Annotated in this window: 17 protein-coding genes; 6 read left to right on the top strand and 11 right to left on the bottom strand. The window is 69.4% G+C overall.

What is annotated here, in order from left to right:
• Positions 1–19 precede the first annotated feature (19 nt).
• From fnr to G3N62_RS11145, 3 genes are all read right to left on the bottom strand, one after another.
• Complete coding sequence (gene fnr / locus G3N62_RS11155; protein WP_034192113.1) at positions 20–793, bottom strand: fumarate/nitrate reduction transcriptional regulator Fnr; 774 nt, start codon at positions 791–793, stop codon at positions 20–22.
• Between the two features lie 410 nt (positions 794–1203).
• Complete coding sequence (locus G3N62_RS11150; protein WP_034192114.1) at positions 1204–1851, bottom strand: response regulator transcription factor; 648 nt, start codon at positions 1849–1851, stop codon at positions 1204–1206.
• Positions 1848–3836: a PAS domain S-box protein gene (locus tag G3N62_RS11145; protein ID WP_069706185.1), complete on the bottom strand. Its 1989-nt coding sequence runs from the start codon at positions 3834–3836 to the stop codon at positions 1848–1850. Before G3N62_RS11145 ends, G3N62_RS11150 begins: the two co-directional genes overlap by 4 nt.
• A 250-nt stretch (positions 3837–4086) precedes the next feature.
• On the opposite strand from G3N62_RS11145, the gene G3N62_RS11140 reads away from it, so the two are divergent.
• Positions 4087–4557 carry a universal stress protein gene (locus tag G3N62_RS11140; protein WP_034192116.1) on the top strand — a complete coding sequence of 157 codons (471 nt, stop codon included), beginning with the start codon at positions 4087–4089 and terminating at the stop codon, positions 4555–4557.
• Positions 4558–4603: 46 nt separating this feature from the next.
• On the opposite strand, the gene G3N62_RS11135 is transcribed toward G3N62_RS11140, so the two are convergent.
• From G3N62_RS11135 to G3N62_RS11120, 4 genes are all read right to left on the bottom strand, one after another.
• Entirely contained in the window at positions 4604–5437 is an 834-nt protein-coding gene (locus tag G3N62_RS11135) for a universal stress protein (RefSeq protein WP_034192117.1), read from the bottom strand.
• Entirely contained in the window at positions 5434–5937 is a 504-nt protein-coding gene (locus G3N62_RS11130; protein WP_124669461.1) for a universal stress protein, read from the bottom strand. Before G3N62_RS11130 ends, G3N62_RS11135 begins: the two co-directional genes overlap by 4 nt.
• A 69-nt stretch (positions 5938–6006) precedes the next feature.
• Positions 6007–7209 carry an acetate/propionate family kinase gene (locus G3N62_RS11125; RefSeq protein ID WP_124669462.1) on the bottom strand — a complete coding sequence of 401 codons (1203 nt, stop codon included), beginning with the start codon at positions 7207–7209 and terminating at the stop codon, positions 6007–6009.
• 9 nt (positions 7210–7218) lie between these two features.
• Positions 7219–8058 carry a universal stress protein gene (locus tag G3N62_RS11120; protein ID WP_124669463.1) on the bottom strand — a complete coding sequence of 280 codons (840 nt, stop codon included), beginning with the start codon at positions 8056–8058 and terminating at the stop codon, positions 7219–7221.
• Positions 8059–8248: 190 nt separating this feature from the next.
• On the opposite strand from G3N62_RS11120, the gene G3N62_RS11115 reads away from it, so the two are divergent.
• Genes G3N62_RS11115 through G3N62_RS11095 form a run of 5 tightly spaced genes read left to right on the top strand, consistent with a single transcriptional unit; the run spans position 8249 to position 13409 of the window.
• A complete protein-coding gene (locus G3N62_RS11115; RefSeq protein ID WP_124608339.1) occupies positions 8249–8779 on the top strand; it encodes a hypothetical protein in 531 nt (176 codons plus the stop codon).
• The gene (locus G3N62_RS11110) at positions 8769–9515 is read left to right on the top strand and encodes a beta-ketoacyl-ACP reductase (RefSeq protein ID WP_034192122.1); all 747 of its coding nucleotides are present in this window, start codon (positions 8769–8771) and stop codon (positions 9513–9515) included. Before G3N62_RS11115 ends, G3N62_RS11110 begins: the two co-directional genes overlap by 11 nt.
• Entirely contained in the window at positions 9512–11332 is a 1821-nt protein-coding gene (locus G3N62_RS11105) for an alpha/beta fold hydrolase (protein ID WP_124669464.1), read from the top strand. The genes G3N62_RS11110 and G3N62_RS11105 overlap by 4 nt, the downstream gene beginning before the upstream one ends.
• The gene (locus tag G3N62_RS11100; RefSeq protein ID WP_241013065.1) at positions 11329–12372 is read left to right on the top strand and encodes a bifunctional enoyl-CoA hydratase/phosphate acetyltransferase; all 1044 of its coding nucleotides are present in this window, start codon (positions 11329–11331) and stop codon (positions 12370–12372) included. Before G3N62_RS11105 ends, G3N62_RS11100 begins: the two co-directional genes overlap by 4 nt.
• A complete protein-coding gene (locus tag G3N62_RS11095) occupies positions 12369–13409 on the top strand; it encodes a zinc-dependent alcohol dehydrogenase family protein (protein WP_206141235.1) in 1041 nt (346 codons plus the stop codon). Before G3N62_RS11100 ends, G3N62_RS11095 begins: the two co-directional genes overlap by 4 nt.
• A gap of 90 nt (positions 13410–13499) precedes the next feature.
• Here the strand turns inward: G3N62_RS11095 and G3N62_RS11090 are convergent, their stop codons facing one another.
• The 4 genes from G3N62_RS11090 to G3N62_RS11075 form a co-directional block, all read right to left on the bottom strand.
• The gene (locus G3N62_RS11090; protein WP_124669466.1) at positions 13500–14903 is read right to left on the bottom strand and encodes an MBL fold metallo-hydrolase; all 1404 of its coding nucleotides are present in this window, start codon (positions 14901–14903) and stop codon (positions 13500–13502) included.
• Positions 14904–15062: 159 nt separating this feature from the next.
• Entirely contained in the window at positions 15063–15248 is a 186-nt protein-coding gene (locus G3N62_RS11085) for a DUF2964 family protein (protein WP_059560974.1), read from the bottom strand.
• A 156-nt stretch (positions 15249–15404) separates the two neighbouring features.
• Positions 15405–16529: an ABC transporter permease gene (locus G3N62_RS11080; RefSeq protein WP_124608278.1), complete on the bottom strand. Its 1125-nt coding sequence runs from the start codon at positions 16527–16529 to the stop codon at positions 15405–15407.
• Between the two features lie 2 nt (positions 16530–16531).
• Positions 16532–17696, bottom strand: a 1165-nt coding sequence (locus tag G3N62_RS11075; RefSeq protein ID WP_206141234.1) for an ABC transporter permease, incomplete at its 5' end; no start/stop codon positions are given.

Below are 17696 nucleotides of genomic sequence, written 5' to 3'. Positions count from 1 at the left end.
CGACGGCGCCGCGGCGCGCTCAGATTTGCCGCAGGCCTTCCGAATCGACGATCCGGATCTGCTTGCCCTGCGCCGCGACGAGCCCCTTGTGCTGGAATTTCGACAACATGCGGCTGACCGTTTCGAGCTTCATGCCGAGGTATTCGCCGATCTCGTCGCGCGTCATCCGCAGCACGAATTCCGCGGCCGAGTAGCCGCGCGCCTTGAAGCGCGCGGAAAGATTGAGCAGGAACGCGGCCACCCGCTGCTCGGCGCTCATCGTGCCGAGCAGCAGCATCTGGGACGATTCGCGCACGATCTCGCCGCCCATCATCTGGTACACGTGATGCTGCATCGGCCGCACTTCGCGGCACAGCTGCTCGAGCTGGCCGAACGGGATGATGCAGACCGTGCTGTCCTCGAGCGCGACCGCGTCGCCGTTGTGATGCCCGGTGTGCACGCCATCGAGCCCGAGCGATTCGCCGACGATCTGGAAGCCGGTGATCTGCTCGTCGCCGTCGCGATGCATCATGATGGTCTTGAACGACCCGGTCCGCACCGCATAGATGCTGGTGAAGGCGTCCCCCGCGCGAAACAGCGTTTCGCCGCGCCGGACGTGGCGCGTCGTGCAGATCATCGCGTCGACGCGCGCGAAATCGTCGGGAGAAAGATCGGGCGGCATGCAGACGGTACGCAACGCGCATGTCGAACAGCGGGACGCGGCGCGCTTGGGCTGATCCGCCGGCTCGACGGAGCGCAGCGGGATGAACGGGCGTAACGGCATGGTCGTCGGGACTTCGGCACTGCTCTGCATGATCGGCTCCTGTTCGGCGGCAGCGGCGGTTCGCCGTCGGGCGGGATCGCGCTGGCCGTTGTAGCGGCGGTCTTGGTGTCTGCCGCCTTCCTGTCGGGAAAGCCCGCCGGACGCGCCGGAGACCGCTACGCCGGTCTCGTCGATGATGCTGCCCTGGCTCCGGGAGGCACGTTTGCTCGTTTTTCTTGATGCGAAGTATGGAGGTTGCGCGGCGTCAAGAAAATCAGCCGGAATTGAAGTTGCGGTAGGGGAGAGGGAAGCCTTGTAGGACGTTTCCTACAGCGCTGCGGCATCTTGTCGCGAGCGTCGTCGGCGTGCGCCGGACACGGACGGCGGATGGCGCTTCGCCGCGCCGATGCGTCCGGTCCCTCCGCGCGGGGAAGCGGCCGTGCCCGATGCCGCCGTCGGCGTCACAGCTCGTCCGGGTCCTCGAACAGCTTGTGGCGCATCGCGTAGCGGACGAGTGCGGTGTCGTTCGGCATCTGCATTTTTTCGAGGATCCGCGTCTTGTACGTGCTGACGGTCTTGACGCTGACGCAGAGCGCCTGCGCGATCTCGGAAATCGACTCGCCGGTGGTGACGCGCCGGAACACGTCGAACTCGCGGTCGGACAGGCGCTGGTGCGGCAGGAGATCGGTCGGCTCGTTCAGGCTCTGCGCGAACTGCTCGGCCATGGTCAGGCTGACATAGACGCCGCCGGCCGCGATCTTGGTCAGGGCGGCGACCAGTTCGGCGCTGGCACTTTCCTTGGTCATGTAGCCCGAGGCACCCGCGCGGAATGCCCGCACCGCGTACTGCTGCTCGGCATGCATCGTCAGCACGAGGATATGCAATCCCGGCTTCTCGTCCTTGATCTGCTTGATGAGCTCGACCCCGTTGCGGCCGGGCATCGACAGGTCGAGCACCAGCACGTTGGCGTCCGTGCCGCGCATGAGCGCGATCGTCGACGCACTGTCCTGCGCTTCGCCGACGACCTCGAACCCGCTCGCGCTCTGCAGGATGTGCCGAAGACCGTCCCTGACGAGTGCGTGGTCGTCGGCGATGAGTACCCTGATCATGACCGCATCTCTCCTTGCTCGATGGCGTGCAGCGGCAGCGCCACGGTGATCGTGAATCCCTTGCCCGGCTGGCTGTCGATCGTCACCGTGCCGTCGAGCATGTGCGCGCGCTCGCGGATGCCGATCAGGCCGAACGACGGACGGTCCTGCGCATCGCGGGGGGGCGCCGGCGCGCCGTGACCGTTGTCCGCGATGCGCAGCACGCAATAACCGTCTTCCGCTTTCAACGACAGTTTCACGTTCGTCGCGTCCGAGTGCCGCGCGACGTTGGTCAGCGCCTCCTGCACGATGCGGAACAGCGTGGTCGCCCCCGCGCCGGTGAACGCGATGTCGCCGGGGGCGATGTCCCGGTCGACCGTGATTCTGTAGCGGCGCGTGAAATCGTTCGCCAGCCAGTCGATCGCCGGGACGAGGCCCAGGTCGTCGAGCATCACCGGCCGCAGATCGGCCGCGATGCGCCGGAGCGACGCAACGGTCGAATCGATCAGGCGGTGCATGCCGCCCAGTTGCTCGCGCACGCCGGGGTTGGGCGCGACGACGCCCGCGAGCCCCAGTTCGACGGCCGACAGATCCATCTTGAGCGCGGTGAGTTGCTGGCCGAGGTCGTCGTGCAGTTCGCGCGCGATCCGCGTCTTCTCTTCCTCGCGCACGTTCTGCAGGTTGGCGGACAGGTCGCGCAGTTCCTCGCGCGACTGCTTGAGGGCGTTTTCCGCGCGCACCCGCTCGGTCACGTCGCGCAGCATGACCGTATACAGCTTGCCGGTGCCGTCGCGAATCTGCGAGATCGACGCCTCGATCGGAAACTCGGTGCCGTCGCCGCGCAAGCCGAACAGCACGCGTTGCCGGCCCATCTGGCGCTCCGACACGCCGGTCACGCCGAATTGCTCGACGTGTCGCGCATGCGCGGCGCGAAAGCGCTCGGGGATGAAACGCGACAGCGGCGCACCGACCGCCTCCATCGCGGAGACGCCGAACACGCGCTCCGCGGCCGGGTTGAAGATCACGATCGTCTGGCTTTCGTCGACGGTGATGATGGCCTCCATCGACGAGCGGATGATGCCCATCATCCGGGCCTCGGTGGGCTGGCTGTCGCCGGCGGGCGCCGGCGTTCGGTTCGCGACGGCCTGCCGCACGAGCGCGGCCAGCGTCAGCGACAGTACGATGCCCGCCAGCAGCACGGCCGTCGCGGCCGCGTCCGTCGCGGCGCGCGGCGCGCTGTAGTGGAGCGAGAGCGGCGTGCCGCCGAACGTCAGCGCATCGGTCCGCTCGAACGTCGCGCCGGCGTCGAATGCGTCGCTTCCGCCGAAACCGCCGGAATACACGGGCGCCGCGGGATGGTCGGCCAGGATTTCCAGGCGCAGCCGTTCGAGCAGGGACGGATCGACGAGACGAGCCGGATTCAGCGCCGCATACACGTACCCGGCCGCCGTTGCGTGCCGCGCGCCGGGCGACGTGCGGTCTTCACCCTGTGCATCGATCGGCAAGTACAGCGTCAGTTCGGTCCGGGCGATCGCCGCATCGGTGCCGTCCTGAATGGCGTTCGCGGCGAGCGCGACCTTGCCGGTTTCCGCCGCCCGCTGCAGCGCCTGCCGGGTCGGCTGATCGTTGTTCGCCAGGCTCGGCTCGATTCGCCCGAGGCTGCGGACCGGCGACTGCAACCCGTCCAGATCGAGACCGGCGAGATAACGGCGCCACGCGCCGCCGTCCGGCGGCGCGGGCAGTGCCGACGCGAATTCCCGGGCGCCGCGCAGGACGACGGCGGCACCGAGGAGGCTGCGGCGGAGGTCGGCTGTCGCGCGCGTCGCGGTTTGCGCGAAGCGTGCCTGGGCGGCTTGCTCCGCCCGATGCTGCAGCAGCCGGGATGCGGCAAACGAGGCGGCCACGCCGAGCACCAGCGTCAGCAGCACGGCAACGGTCGCATATCGGCTGGGCCGAATCGGCTGCGAAGCCGGTCCGGCCCGGAAGGGGGGCGCATTCACGGTCATTGCCGTTCATCCTGACGGATTTCGTCGACGGCGGGCTGGCGGCGGGCCGGACGCCGGGCACGAAGGGCGGAGCGGGCCGCAACCACGATATCGCCCTGAATTGTGCGCGTTTTGTCGGCATTCGCCAATCGGGACCGATGCGCAAGGGGGCGACGCCGCGCGTGCTTGACCCGTGTCAACGGACCGGCGCCTGCCGGGATCAGACTGGCTTCATGAACCGGTCGAACCCGGACGACAACTGGGAGGCGTCATGTATCACAGGATCTTTGCGGCACTCGACGGCAGCCGTGGCGCGCGGCTCGCGCTCGACGAGGCGATCTCGCTCGCCCGCGAGTCGGGCAGTCTGGTCATCGCCATGTGCGTGGTGTCGGATGCGCCGCGGCTCGCCGACGTCGACAGCGGCTATATCGATCAGCGCGATCCGGCCGGGCTGGACGCGGACCGGGCCGCGACAGCGGTCTCGGACGCCGAAACGGCGTTCCGGCTCTCGGGGGTGCGCGGCGTCGCGCAAACCATCGACGCGTGCGGAGAAGACATATCGGACGTGCTGGCGCGCGCCGCGGCCGAATGCGAGGCGGACCTGATCGTGATGGGCACGCATGGCCGGCGCGGCGTGCGCCGCGCGTTGCTCGGCAGTGTCGCCGAGTCGCTGGTGCGCATCGCGGACCGGCCGGTGCTGGTCGTACGGGAGGGGCCGGACGCGTGCGCCGGCGTGTTGTGAGGGGAAGGAAGCGGGCAGCCGCGAGTGGCTGCCCGTTCGCGCCGGCTCAGTGAGACAGCAGGACCGGCACCGTCATCGTTTCGAGGATCGTGCGGGTCGCGCCGCCCAGCACGCGCTCGTGGGCGCGGGTATGGCTGTACAGGCCCATGACGAGCAGATCCGCATGCAGGTCGGTCACCCGGTTCAGCAGCGTCGCGCCCACGCCGACCGACCGATCGCGCGGCGTCGTCGAGAACGATGCGCGCACGCCGTGCCGTTCGAGATACGCGGCGACGTCGACGCCGGCGGGCGTCTTGTCCGGATCGGGCTGGCCGCGGACAACCGTCTCGACGTTGACGAAGCGTGCGCGGGCGAGCAGCGGCAGCGCGTCGGCCATCACGCGCGCGGCTTCCCGCCCGCCGTCCCAGCCGACCAGCACGTTCTCGCCGAGCGTGCGCACGTCGCCCGCATACGGCACGACGAGCGCCGGACGGCCGCTGCCCATCACGACATCCTCGACGAAACGGCGCGCCACGTAGGTCATGCGGTCGTCGGGATCTTCCTGGCCGAGCACCAGCAGATCCGCGTGACGAGCATGCAGGATCGTGGCGGCAATTGGGTCGCCGGCCGGCGCCTGCCATTCGACGCTGCGTCCCGCGCGCTCGGCGGCGGTCAGGAACCGTTCTTCCGCCTCCTTGCGCCGCTGGTCGCACAGGCGCTCGTAGACGGCAAGCTTGAGCGGCTCGTCGGGCCGGCGCAACGGCTCGAGGAGATCCTGGCAGACCACGTAGAGGCCGATCAAATGCGCGTTCCAGCGTCCCGCGAGTTCGAGCGCGAGGTCGACTCGCGTCGCACAACGCTCGCTGTCGTCGAGGTGAACGAGCAGGGTCTTGTAGCTCATGACGGTACCTTTTCGGTTGAGGCGGCGAGGGATTCGGCGGGGTGCTCCGACGGGCAGCTCGCCGGAATCATCAGGACCGGGCAGGTGGCTTGACGCAGCACGCGCTCGGCCACGCTGCCGAGGAAGAGGCGCTGAAAGCCGTGACGGCCGTGCGTGCCCATCACGATCAGGTCGGCCTCGATCTCCCTGGCGAGACCGACGATCCGGTGCGGGACGGTTTCGCCCGCGGGCGCGACGTTGGAGATCTGCGGCGTGCCGGCCACGCCGCGTGCTTTCATGCGTCGCGCCGCGTCCTCGGTGACGCGCAGCCCCTCTTCACGGAATGCATCGACCAGGATCGACGGATCGTATCCGTACATGTCGTAGGCCGGCACCAGGAAATCGACGACGTAGACGGGTGTCAGCCGGGCACCCGTTTCCGACGCGAGCGTCAGCGCGGCGTCGAGTGCACGGGACGACGTGTCGCTGCCGTCGAGCGCAACCAGAATGTTCGAGTACATGGCAGTTCCCTTGAACGGATGTCGATGCACTCATCATCGGCGCGTGCACGCCGGTCGCGCTGATCTGGATCAAGCGTCCCGGTTGCCGCTCAGCACGCGCACCGCGGCGCGCGCCGCGATCCAGGCCTCGTTGGTCGGCTCGACGACCACCGTGACCGCGCTCGCCGCGGACGACACGACATGCGCGTCGGCGGCATTCGCGCGCGCGTCGAGCGCGACGCCGAGCCAGCCGAGCGCCGCGCAGATCCGCTCGCGCAACACCGCAGAGTGCTCGCCGATGCCGGCCGTGAAGACGAGCATGTCGAGGCCGCCGAGCAGGGCGGTCAGCGCACCGGCCTCACGCACGATGCGATGGACGTACAGCGCCAGCGCGTCGCGGGCCGGCGCGTCGCCGGCCGCCTCGCGCGCGAGCAGCACGCGCGGGTCGCCGGAGGCCCCCGACACGCCCTTGAGCCCCGACTCGTGATACAGCAGGTGTCCCAGCGCGTCGCCGGACAGCTTGCCGGCCTCGAGCAGGTGCAGGACGACGCCGGGGTCGAGCGTTCCGCAGCGGGTGCTCATCATCAATCCGTCGAGCGCGGAGAAGCCCATCGTCGTCGCGACGCTGCGGCAGTCGCGCAGCGCGCACAGGCTCGCGCCGCTGCCGAGATGGGCGGCGATCACGCGGCCGTGCGCACGCGCGCCGAACGACTCGTCGAGCGCGACGGACAGGTATTCGTACGACAGTCCATGGAACCCGTAGCGGCGCACGCCCTGGTCGAACCACGCGTGCGGCAGAGGCAGCAGCTGCTCGGTGCGCGGCAGCGTGCGATGAAACGCCGTGTCGAACACGACGATCTGCGGGACGTCCGGAAACGCGTCGCGCAGCGCGTCGATCGCATCCAGGCTGTGCGGCTGATGCAACGGCGCCAGCGGCGTCAGCGTGCGCAGCGCGTCCAGCACGTCGTCGTCGACGAGCACCGGCTCCATGTATCGCGCGCCGCCGTGCACGACGCGATGCGCGATCGCGCCCAGCGCGACATGCGGCAATTTCGTGCGGATCCACGTCGCGATCCGCGCGAGCACCGCGCGGTAGGGGTCTTCCCGCGTGCCGAGCGGCAGCGAACCGTCGGGCTCGGCGTCGAAGCGGATCGATACGCGGTGGCCGGCCGCGACCGCTTCGCCCTCGTGCAGCGGCCGCCGCGCGGGGGCGCCGTGCGGCGGGTACGCGAAGACCGCGAACTTCACGCTCGACGAGCCGGCATTGACGACGAGCAGGGCGAGCGTACGCATCGGCCGCCCTCAGTGCGACATCAGCACCGGCAGCGTCATCGACGCCAGCACCGTGCGCGTGGCGCCGCCCATCACCAGCTCGCGCCAGCGCGAATGGCCGTAGGCGCCCATCACGAGCAGGTCGGACCCGGTTTCATACGCGCGCGACAGCAAGGTGTCGCCGACCGCCGAGCCGGCGCCGGCATCGATGTCGAGCACGTTCACGTCGTGTGCATGGCGGGCCAGCATCAGCGCGGCATCGGCGGCCGGAATGCGCGTGGTCGCCGCTTCCGAGTTGCCGTCGACCACGGCGGCGACCGTCGTGCGCTTCGCATGCTCCAGAAAGGGCAGTGCGTCGTGCGCGGCGCGAACGGCTTCGCGGCTGCCGTCCCATGCGACGAAAACCCGTTCGCCGATCGACGGAAATTCGCCGGTGTACGGCCAGAACAGCACCGGGCGGCCGGCGGACAACACGAGGTTCTCCGGAAACTGGTCGTCAATATAGGTCTCGGGGTCGTTCGGGTCGCTCTGGCCGGCAATCACCAGATCGGCGAGACGGGCGGCGCGCGGCACGGCCACGTTCGCGCGCTCGTCCGCGCGAACCCAGGTGGCCGGTACTTTTGCCCGGGCGGTCTCCGCATGGAACAGGCGTTCCAGCGCGGCGAGCCGCTCGTCGCGTTGTTCGCGGTGCGCGTGGAAATAGTCGGCGGAGCCGGCCATCACGTAGAACGAGTAGGGCTCGGGCGTGTAGACCGCGAACAGCCCGGTGAGATGCGCACCGAAGCGCCGGGCGAGACGCAACGCGCACTCGAGGCGCGAATGCGCGCGGGCGCTCGTATCGAGGTGCACGAGCATGCTTTTGTAGCTCATCGGAATCGCTCCATCGACGGGGGAACCGCCAGTGCAATCCAGTCTACGAAGCAGGGTTTCCGCGTACTTGACTCAGATCAACGGCTCCCGCGCGCGATGCCCGCACAGTGAAGCGGTCGCGATGCCGATCCCGGGCAGGCGGCATGTGGCGCGATGCCAACCCATTGACCGGATCGAAAGAGGGAAGCCGATGAGTACGTACGCTTGGACGACACCGAACGACGTTTGCCGCGCGGGCTGCGATCTCGCGCTGCGCATGGCCGCGCTGAACCGCGACTGGCAGCATGAATGGCATGCGCTGGCCGGGCGGCGCATCGAGCGGGACCGCGCCGCGGTGGGCCACCTGCAGCAGGCGTTGGCTGAAACGCAAGAATGGACGGCGTTCGGCGAGGCGACCCGGCAGGTGATGCGCGACTACGCGATCGCGAGCGTCGCGATCTGGCAGGACGCCGTCGAGCTGGGCATGCGTGCGCAGTTCGAGAACGCCGGCGCGTGGCGCAACTGGTTGCGCGAATACGGCGCGGGTGCGTTGTCGCGTTATCAGACCGACTGGCTGCCCGATCTGGGACGACTGGCCGCGGTCAACGAAGCCAGCATGCCGTGGGCCGAATGGATGACGGCACTGGAACGCGGGCTCGAGGACGCGAACGACGAGGCGCCGGGTGCCCGTCGCCGTCTGAACGGCGTGACCGACGCCCGGGAGAACGATCATGTGCGCTGATCGTGTCGCGTTCGTCACGGGCGGAATGGGCGGGCTCGGCGCGGCGATCGGCCGGCGCCTGCACGACGCGGGCATGACGGTGGCGGTGTCGCATACGGAGCGCAACGACCACGTCGCGACGTGGCTCGCGCAGGAACGCGACGCGGGCAGGACGTTCCACGCTTTCGAAGTCGACGTCTCCGACTACGATTCGTGCCAGCACTGCGCGGCGCGCGTGCTGGCCGAGTTCGGGCGCGTCGACGTGCTCGTCAACAACGCGGGGGTCACGCACGACGCGACCTTCGTGAAGATGACCAAGAGCATGTGGGACGCGGTACTGCGCACCAACCTCGACGGCATGTTCAACATGACGAAGCCGTTCGTGCCGGGCATGATCGAGGCCGGCTTCGGGCGGATCGTCAACATCGGCTCGGTGAACGGCTCGCGCGGTGCGTACGGGCAGGCGAACTACGCGGCGGCGAAGGCCGGCATCCATGGCTTCACGAAGGCGCTGGCGCTCGAACTCGCGCGCCACGGCGTGACGGTCAACACGGTTGCCCCCGGCTATCTGGCGACCGCGATGCTCGCGACGGTGCCGAAGGAAGTGCTCGACACCAAGATCCTGCCGCAGATTCCGGTCGGCCGCCTGGGCAATCCGGACGAGATCGCCGAACTCGTCGCCTTCCTGTGTTCCGATGCGGGGGCTTTCGCGACCGGCGCGGAATTCGACGTCAACGGCGGCATGCACATGCGATGAAAGCATCCGTCACGCGCATGCCGGTCGAGCACGAGCCGAAACGGCCAACGGGCACGCACGCACCGGCGTCGAACCCGGCCGAATGCACGCCGGCCCGGCCGTCGCCCGCCGACCAATGGAACCGCGCCGCGCATGCGAACGTGGCCGCGATGACCTTCGGGCTGTCGCCCGTGTCGCTCGCGCTGGCCGTGCTCGACTGGGGCGCGCATCTGGCCGTGTCGCCGGGAAAATGCTTCGAGCTTGCGACGCAGGCGTGGCTGGCCGCCGCCGCACCGGCGGCAAACCCGGGCGACGACGAGGCCGACGCCGCCGACACGAGCGGCCTAGCGGTGCACGCCGGGCAGGCCGATCCGCGCTTCGTCGCGCCCGCATGGGCCGGCTGGCCGTTTTGCGCGTACCGCGACGGCTTCCTGTCGATCCAGCGCTGGTGGCGCGACGCGACGCGCGGCGTGCCGGGCGTCGAACGGCACCATGAGGCACTGGTCGGATTCGCCGCGCGGCAGTGGCTCGACGCATGCTCGCCGGGCAATTTCCTCGCGACCAACCCGGTCGTGCTCGACGCGACGATGCGCAGCGGCGGCGCGAATCTCGCGGCAGGGCTGCGGCACTGGCTGGACGACGCGCACGCGTTGCTCGAACGCACGCGCGGCACGCGGGCACGCGACACGCGCACCTATCTGCCGGGGCGCGACGTGGCGATCACGCCGGGCCGCGTGGTCTGGCGCAACGCGCTGTGCGAGCTGCTGCAATACGACCCGACGACGGCCGACGTCGCACGCGAGCCGATCCTGATCGTGCCGTCGTGGATCATGAAGTACTACATCCTCGACCTGCAGCCGCACGATTCGCTGATTCGCTTCCTGGTCGACGCCGGCTACACGGTGTTTGCCGTATCGTGGCGCAATCCGGGCGCGGAAGCGCGCGAGCTCGGGCTCGACGATTACCTGCGCGACGGGTGCATGGCGGCGCTCGACGCCGCCCGCTCGATCTGCGCCGAGGCCGTTCACGCGGTCGGCTATTGCCTCGGCGGCACGCTGCTGGCAATCGGCGCGGCGGCGCTCGCGCGCGACGGGCGGCAACACGAGGTATTGCGGTCCATCACGTTGCTGGCCGCCCAGACCGATTTCAGCGAGCCCGGCGAGCTCGGCCTCTTCATCGATGCCAGCGAACTGTCCGCGCTCGATGCGCTGATGTGGCGGCAGGGTTACCTCGACGGCGCGCAAATGTCGGCCGCGTTCCAGCTGCTGAACGCGCGCGACCTGATCTGGTCGCGCATGATGAGCGAATACCTGCTCGGCACGCGCACCAAGCCGAACGACCTGATGTCGTGGAACGAGGACACCACGCGCATGCCGTACCGGATGCATACCGAATACCTGACGCGGCTCTTCCTCGACAACGATCTCGCGGCCGGCCGCTACTGCGTCGACGGGCGGCCTGTCGCGCTGTTGGATATCGACGTGCCGACGTTCGCGGTCGGGACCGAGCGCGATCACGTGTCGCCCTGGCATTCCGTCTACAAACTCCATCTGCTCACGCACCACGCGCTGACGTTCGTGCTGACCTCCGGCGGCCACAATGCCGGGATCGTGTCCGAACCCGGCCATCCGGGACGCCACTATCGCTGCGCGACGCGCGAGCCCGGCGCGCCATACCGCAGCCGGCACGATTTCGCGAGCGCAACGCCCGCGGTCGACGGCTCGTGGTGGACGTGCTGGCGCGACTGGTTGCATGCGCATTCGTCGGGCGACGTGCCAGCACGGGTGCCGGCTGCCGGCTTCGGCGCCGCGCCCGGCAGTTACGTGCTCGAGACATGAACCTGAACCCGAAGATGAACCTGCCTCCGGAAGCGCCCGCCGACGCGTGCCTGCCCGGCCTGTTGCCGCGCGCGGACGGCGCGCCGCCCGACCTGATCGCGCGTGCGTGCCATGCGCCGCCGCTGACGGTGGCCGTCGTGCATCCGTGCGACACGGCCAGCCTCGTCGCGCTTGCCGCGCTCGCCGCGTCGCCGCTGGGCGCATCGATCGAACCGCTGATCGTCGCGCCGCGCGCGAAGGTGTCGCGCGTGGCGGCGGAGGCGGGCGTCGATCTGGCGAAATGGCCGATCGAGGACGTGCCGCACAGCCATGCGGCGGCGGCCCGCGCGGTGCAACTCGCGGCGGCGGGCCGCGCCGGCGCGCTGATGAAGGGCAGCCTGCATACGGACGAGCTGATGGAGGCCGTCGTGGCCGCGGAATCGGGCCTGCGCACGGACAAGCGCATGTCCCACTGTTTCCTGATCGACGCGCCCGCGTATTCGCGGCCGTTCATCCTGACGGACGCGGCGGTGAACATCGCACCGGATCTCGCGCAGAAGGCGGCGATCACGCAGAACGCCGTCGACGTCGCGCATGCGCTCGGTGTCGCGCGCCCGCGCGTGGCCGTGTTGTGCGCGGTCGAGACCGTCAATCCGGCGATGCGTTCGACGCTGGACGCGGCCGCGCTCGCGAAGATGGCCGAGCGCGGGCAGATCACGGGGGCGGTCGTCGACGGCCCGCTCGCGTTCGACAACGCGATATCGCAGCGCGCCGCGCGCGAGAAGGGGATCGACTCGCCGGTTGCCGGCCGTGCCGACATCCTCGTCGTGCCCGATATCGAAGCGGGCAATATGCTCGCGAAACAGCTCGAATACCTGGGCGGCGCCGCGAACGCGGGCGTCGTCGTGGGCGCGCGCGTGCCGATCGTGCTGACGAGCCGCGCCGACGGCGTCGCCGTCCGACTCGCCTCCTGCGCGCTCGCGGCGTTGCTGGCGCAAGTCCGGCACGACGCCGCCCCGATGCCTGAACAGGCCCCCCTTTCGATGGAGGAATCGCGATGAAAGCACTCGTGTATCACGGGCCCGGGCGCAAGGCGCTCGAACAGCGGCCCCGGCCGGAACTGCAGTCGCCCACCGACGCGATCGTCCGCGTGACGCGCACGACGATCTGCGGCACCGATCTGCACATCCTCAAGGGAGACGTGCCGACCTGCGAACCGGGCCGCATTCTCGGCCATGAAGGGGTGGGCATCGTCGAGCAGGTCGGCGCGGCGGTCGATTCGCCGAAGCCGGGCGACCACGTGCTGATTTCATGCATCTCGTCGTGCGGCCGCTGCGAATACTGCCGCCGCGGCCTGTATTCGCATTGCACGACCGGCGGCTGGATCCTCGGCAACCGGATCGACGGCACGCAGGCCGAGTACGTGCGCATCCCGCATGCGGCGACCAGCCTGTACCGGATTCCGGCCGGCGCGGACGAGGACGCGCTCGTGATGCTGTCCGACATCCTGCCGACCGGCTTCGAATGCGGCGTGTTGAACGGCAAGGTGCAGCCGGGCTGCTCGGTCGCGATCGTCGGGGCCGGGCCGATCGGGCTGGCCGCGTTGCTGACCGCGCAGTTCTATTCCCCCGCGCGGATCATCATGATCGACCCGGACAGCCATCGGCTCGACGTCGCGCGGCGCTTCGGCGCGACCGACTGCCTCGACGGCCGCGACGGCGACCCGATAGCGGGCGTGATGAAGCTGACCGACGGCGTGGGCGTGGATTGCGCGATCGAGGCGGTCGGCATTCCGGCGACGTTCGAGATGTGCACGTCGCTGGTGGCGCCCGGCGGGGTGGTCGCGAACGTCGGCGTCCATGGCGTCAAGGCCGACCTGCACCTCGAGAAGCTGTGGGATCGCAACATCTCGATCACGACGCGGCTCGTCGACACCGTCAGCACGCCGATGCTGCTGAAGACCGTGGGGGCCGGACGCCTCGATCCGGCGCGCCTGATCACGCACCGGTTCTCGCTCGACGACGTGGAAAGCGCGTACGACACGTTCGGGCGCGCCGCGCAAACCCGCGCGTTGAAGGTCATCATCGAGATCGGCTGAGTGCCGGCCCGGGGCCGCGTGTGGCGGGAACCGCGGCGGCGGCGCGTTCCGTCACGCGCGGCAGGCGTCTTGCCGACGCTTCGCCGGCGGTCAGGACGACAGCGCGGCGGGTTCCTGCGTGCCGCGCGATTCGGCATCGTCGAGATCGACGCACTGCTCGTAGGTCGGCACCTCGCACGGCCAATGCAGGCGCTCCGAGATGCGCCGGCGCATCGCATCTGCGGCAGCGGGCTCGCCATGCGTGACGAACGTCCGCACGGGCGCGCCCTGCATCGTGCCGAGCCAGTTCAGAATCTCTTCGTAATCGGCATGGGCCGACAGCGTCGTGATCGACTCGACCTGCGCGCGCACGCGGACGTATTCGCCGTGAATCTTCAGCGTCGGCTCGTGCGCGGCGAGCGCCGCGCCGCGCGTGCCGGCCGCCTGGTAGCCGACCAGCGCGATCGTGTTGCGCGCATCGGGCGCGTAGCGGGTCAGGTGGTGCAGCACGCGCCCGCCCGTCGCCATCCCGCTGCCGGCGATGATGACCATCGGGCCATGGTGTTCGGCGATCGCTTTCGACTGGTCGACCGAGCGGATCATCGTGGCCGCGTGGCCGAGGGCGTTCGCGTCGGAAACGGTCAGCCGGTGTTCGAGGATATGGTGGCGATAGAGCTCGGTCACGTCGGTCGCCATCGGGCTGTCGAGGAACACCGGGACGCGCGCCATGCGGCCGGACGCCTTGAGCCGCGCGATGTAGTGCAGGATTTCCTGCGCGCGGCCGACGGTGAAGCAGGGCATCACGACGACCCCGCCGCGCGAGAAGGTCTTGTCGAACAGCGCGGCCAGTTCATTCTCGGGGTCCGACGCCGGGTGCAGCCGGTCGCCGTACGTCGACTCGACGACCAGGTAGTCCGCGTGCGCGGGCGGGCGCGGCGGCTGCATGATCGGGTCGTGATATCGGCCGAGGTCGCCCGAGAACGCGAGCACCTTGTGATCCCAGTGCATCACGACGCTCGCCGCGCCGAGGATGTGCCCGGCCGGCAGCAGGCGGAACGACACGCCGCCGCCCAGCGCCGTGCATTCGTCGAAGGCGACGGGCTTCAGCAGGCGCAGCGCGCGCTGCGCGTCGTCCAGCGTGTAGAGCGGTTGCGCCGGATGATGCTTCGAGTAACCGTGCCGGTTCGCGAAGTCGGCTTCCTCCTCCTGCAGCCGCGCGCTGTCGCGCAGCATGATGTCGCAGAGTTCGGCGGTGGCCGCCGTGCAGTAGACCGGCCCGCGATACCCTTCGCGCGCGAGCACCGGCAGATAGCCGGTGTGATCGAGGTGCGCGTGCGTGAGCACGACCGCGTCCAGCGTGTCGGCCGCGAGCGGCAGCGGCCGCCAGTTGCGCAGCCGCAGGTTCTTCGTCCCCTGGAACAGGCCGCAATCGACCAGCACGCGCCGGCTGCCGTGCTCGACCAGATACTTCGAGCCGGTCACCGTTTCGGTCGCACCGAGAAAAGTCAGTTTCATGGATTGCCTCACCGCGAGTCGACGGAACAGTAGGTCGATTACATCCCGAACGCGCGCGCGGCGGTTGATCGAAATCAGGGATGGCGGGATCCGCGTGCCGGCCGGGCGAGCCGGAGGATGCCGTTCATGATCGCGAATCCCGCGCGCCCGGCCGTGCCGCTAGCGCCCGGACGACGCGGGATCCAGCTGCGCGACGAACGCGACGATGCCGGCAACCAGCGCGACGGCCGCGTACGGAACGACCCGCGAGTCGATCAGCATCGCGTGCACGACGCCCAGCAGCGACGCGAGCGCGACGAACACGCAGAGCGTCGCGAGCGCGCTTCGGTATGGCAGACCCATCATGACGTTCTCCCGGGAGGCGGCCGCCGCGGACGGCGTTGCCGTCGACGCAGCGGCCGCGGATTGCGCAACACGTGGCCCCATGATCGCGTGCCGCGCGCCCGCCCGCTTGATCTATATCAACGGACGAATCCCGACGTCGCGGGGGCGATGCCCCGATCACGCCATCTGGCCGATCGTCTTGCGGAACCGCGTCAACGACAGCAGGAACAGCACGCAGCCGATCGCGAACAGCGCCGCGAACTGGGCCCACACCGCATCGAGCCCCGCACCGCGATACAGGATGCGCTGCGCGAGTTCGACGAAATGGGTGGTCGGCGCGGCCAGCATGATGTCCTGCACGACGGGCGGCATGCTCTCGCGCGGCGTCAGTCCGCCCGACAGCAGTTGCAGCGGCAGCAGCACCAGCACGAGCAGCATGCCGAACTGCGGCATGCTGCGCACGAGCGTCGCGAGGAAGATCCCCATCGACGTCGTCGCGAACAGGTGCAACGCCATCCCGGCCACGAACAGCGGCACGGACCCGGGAATCGGCACGTGCAGCGCGCCGCCCACGACGAACGTCAGCGAAGCGACGGCCGCCACCGTGACGACGAGCCCCATCGACCAGACCTTCGCGAGCATGATTTCGGCCGCGGTGACCGGCATGACGAGCAGATGCTCGATCGTGCCGTGCTCGCGCTCGCGAATCAGCGCGGCCCCGGTGAGGATCATCGACAGCATCGTCACGTTGTTGATCAGCTCCATCAGCGCGCCGAACCAGACTTCGTCGAGATTCGGGTTGAAGCGCATCCGCATCGCGAGATCGACGGGCGGCAAGGACGTGCCGCGATGGCGGCGCACGAACGCATCGATCTCGCCCGCCACGATCTGCTGGACGTAACTGCCGCCGGTGAACGCTTGCGTCATGCGGGTCGCATCGACGTTGAGCTGGATCGTCGCGCGGCGGCCGGACAGCACGTCGCGCTGGAAGTCCGGCGGAATGTCGAGCGAGAACGTGTAGTCGCCGTTGTCGAGACCGCGATCGGCCGCGCCGGCGCCGACGATCGGCGGCGGCGCGAACTGCGGTGGAAAGAACGCCGCCGCGATGCGCGCCGACAGCGGCGACGCGTCCTCGTCGACGATCGCGATCGGCACCTTGTGCAGCGTTTCCGGGCGGGCGGTGGCGGCGACGTAGATCGATGCGCTGAACGTGTAGACGATCAGCGCGAGCAGGATCGGGTCGCGGGCGAGGCTCCACAGTTCCTTGATGCCGAGCCGGTAGATGACGAGCAGGCGTGACATGATCACCGCTCCTGCTTGCGCAGCAGGATGCCGGTCGCCACCATGATGACCGGCACGGCCGCGAGCATCGGCCAGAACTGGGACGACAGGTCGGCCAGCCCGAGCGCCTTGTTGTAGACGCCGCGGCTGATCGCGAGCATGTAGGTGGCCGGATAGGCGGTGCCGACCCACTTGCCGCTGCCCTCGAGCGACGACAGCGGCGTGAGCAGGCCCGAGAACTGCACGACGGGAATCAGCGTGCCGACGATCGTCATGAAGATCGCGGCGATCTGGCTGCGGGTGAACGTCGACGCGAACAGCCCGATGCCGGTGGCCACGACATTGAAGATCAGCACCGCGGCCGCCAGCGTCGCGAAACTGCCCTTGATCCGCACGCCGAACACGACGTCGGCCAGCACGACCATCAGCAGGAAGTTCAGCATGGCGAGCATGACGTACGGCGCCTGCTTGCCGAGCAGGAATTCGGCCCGCGTGACGGGCGTCACGTACAGGTTGACGATCGAGCCGAGCTCGCGCTCCCGCACGACCGCGAGCGCGGTCAGCATCGCGGGCAGCATCAGCAGCAGCATCGGCATGATCGCGGGAATCATGGCCGGCAGGCTCTTGACGTCGGGGTTGTAGCGATAGCGGATCGCGATGTCGACGGCCGGCGCGAGCGACATGCCGAGCCGGCGCTTCGCCTGGTCGCGCAGCCAGTTCTCGTGCATGCCGGCCACGTAGCCGCGGATCGTTTCCGCGCGCATCGGCATCGCACCGTCGACCCATGCGCCGATCTCGACGCGGCGCCCGCGCGCGACGTCGCGAGCGAAACCGGGCGGGATCTCGATCGCGAGCGACAGCCGGCCGTTGCGCATGCGGCGCTCGATGTCGCGATCGTCGACGAGCGGCGCGCGCGGCACGAAGTAGCGGGAACCGGCGAGGTTCTGCGCATAGTCCTGGCTCAGGATCGACTGATCGCGGTCGAGCACCGCGAACGTCAGGTTGTCGACGTCGAGGCTGATCCCGATGCTGATCACGCACATCAGCACGAGCGAGCCGAACAGCGCCAGCGTCGCGCGCAACGGGTCGCGTCGCAGCTCCAGCACTTCGCGCCACAGATAACTGCCGGCGCGCGCCGGGCTGAACCACGCCGCCGCATGGGCGCCGCCGCCGCCGGCACCGGCCGCG

The sequence above is a fragment of the Burkholderia sp. Tr-20355 genome, from assembly GCF_017104685.1.
GTDB classification, from domain to species: domain Bacteria; phylum Pseudomonadota; class Gammaproteobacteria; order Burkholderiales; family Burkholderiaceae; genus Burkholderia; species Burkholderia seminalis.
The sequence above is the reverse complement of the archived record's forward strand: the minus strand, read 5'-3'. Positions and strand labels throughout refer to the sequence as shown.

What these genes read in the sequence shown, in the direction of transcription:
- fnr (WP_034192113.1), bottom strand. Translation starts at nt 793, where the DNA reads ATGCAGAGCAGTGCCGAAGTCCCGACGACCATGCCGTTACGCCCGTTC.
- G3N62_RS11150 (WP_034192114.1), bottom strand. Translation starts at nt 1,851, where the DNA reads ATGATCAGGGTACTCATCGCCGACGACCACGCACTCGTCAGGGACGGT.
- G3N62_RS11145 (WP_069706185.1), bottom strand. Translation starts at nt 3,836, where the DNA reads ATGACCGTGAATGCGCCCCCCTTCCGGGCCGGACCGGCTTCGCAGCCG.
- G3N62_RS11140 (WP_034192116.1), top strand. Translation starts at nt 4,087, where the DNA reads ATGTATCACAGGATCTTTGCGGCACTCGACGGCAGCCGTGGCGCGCGG.
- G3N62_RS11135 (WP_034192117.1), bottom strand. Translation starts at nt 5,437, where the DNA reads ATGAGCTACAAGACCCTGCTCGTTCACCTCGACGACAGCGAGCGTTGT.
- G3N62_RS11130 (WP_124669461.1), bottom strand. Translation starts at nt 5,937, where the DNA reads ATGTACTCGAACATTCTGGTTGCGCTCGACGGCAGCGACACGTCGTCC.
- G3N62_RS11125 (WP_124669462.1), bottom strand. Translation starts at nt 7,209, where the DNA reads ATGCGTACGCTCGCCCTGCTCGTCGTCAATGCCGGCTCGTCGAGCGTG.
- G3N62_RS11120 (WP_124669463.1), bottom strand. Translation starts at nt 8,058, where the DNA reads ATGAGCTACAAAAGCATGCTCGTGCACCTCGATACGAGCGCCCGCGCG.
- G3N62_RS11115 (WP_124608339.1), top strand. Translation starts at nt 8,249, where the DNA reads ATGAGTACGTACGCTTGGACGACACCGAACGACGTTTGCCGCGCGGGC.
- G3N62_RS11110 (WP_034192122.1), top strand. Translation starts at nt 8,769, where the DNA reads ATGTGCGCTGATCGTGTCGCGTTCGTCACGGGCGGAATGGGCGGGCTC.
- G3N62_RS11105 (WP_124669464.1), top strand. Translation starts at nt 9,512, where the DNA reads ATGAAAGCATCCGTCACGCGCATGCCGGTCGAGCACGAGCCGAAACGG.
- G3N62_RS11100 (WP_241013065.1), top strand. Translation starts at nt 11,329, where the DNA reads ATGAACCTGAACCCGAAGATGAACCTGCCTCCGGAAGCGCCCGCCGAC.
- G3N62_RS11095 (WP_206141235.1), top strand. Translation starts at nt 12,369, where the DNA reads ATGAAAGCACTCGTGTATCACGGGCCCGGGCGCAAGGCGCTCGAACAG.
- G3N62_RS11090 (WP_124669466.1), bottom strand. Translation starts at nt 14,903, where the DNA reads ATGAAACTGACTTTTCTCGGTGCGACCGAAACGGTGACCGGCTCGAAG.
- G3N62_RS11085 (WP_059560974.1), bottom strand. Translation starts at nt 15,248, where the DNA reads ATGATGGGTCTGCCATACCGAAGCGCGCTCGCGACGCTCTGCGTGTTC.
- G3N62_RS11080 (WP_124608278.1), bottom strand. Translation starts at nt 16,529, where the DNA reads ATGTCACGCCTGCTCGTCATCTACCGGCTCGGCATCAAGGAACTGTGG.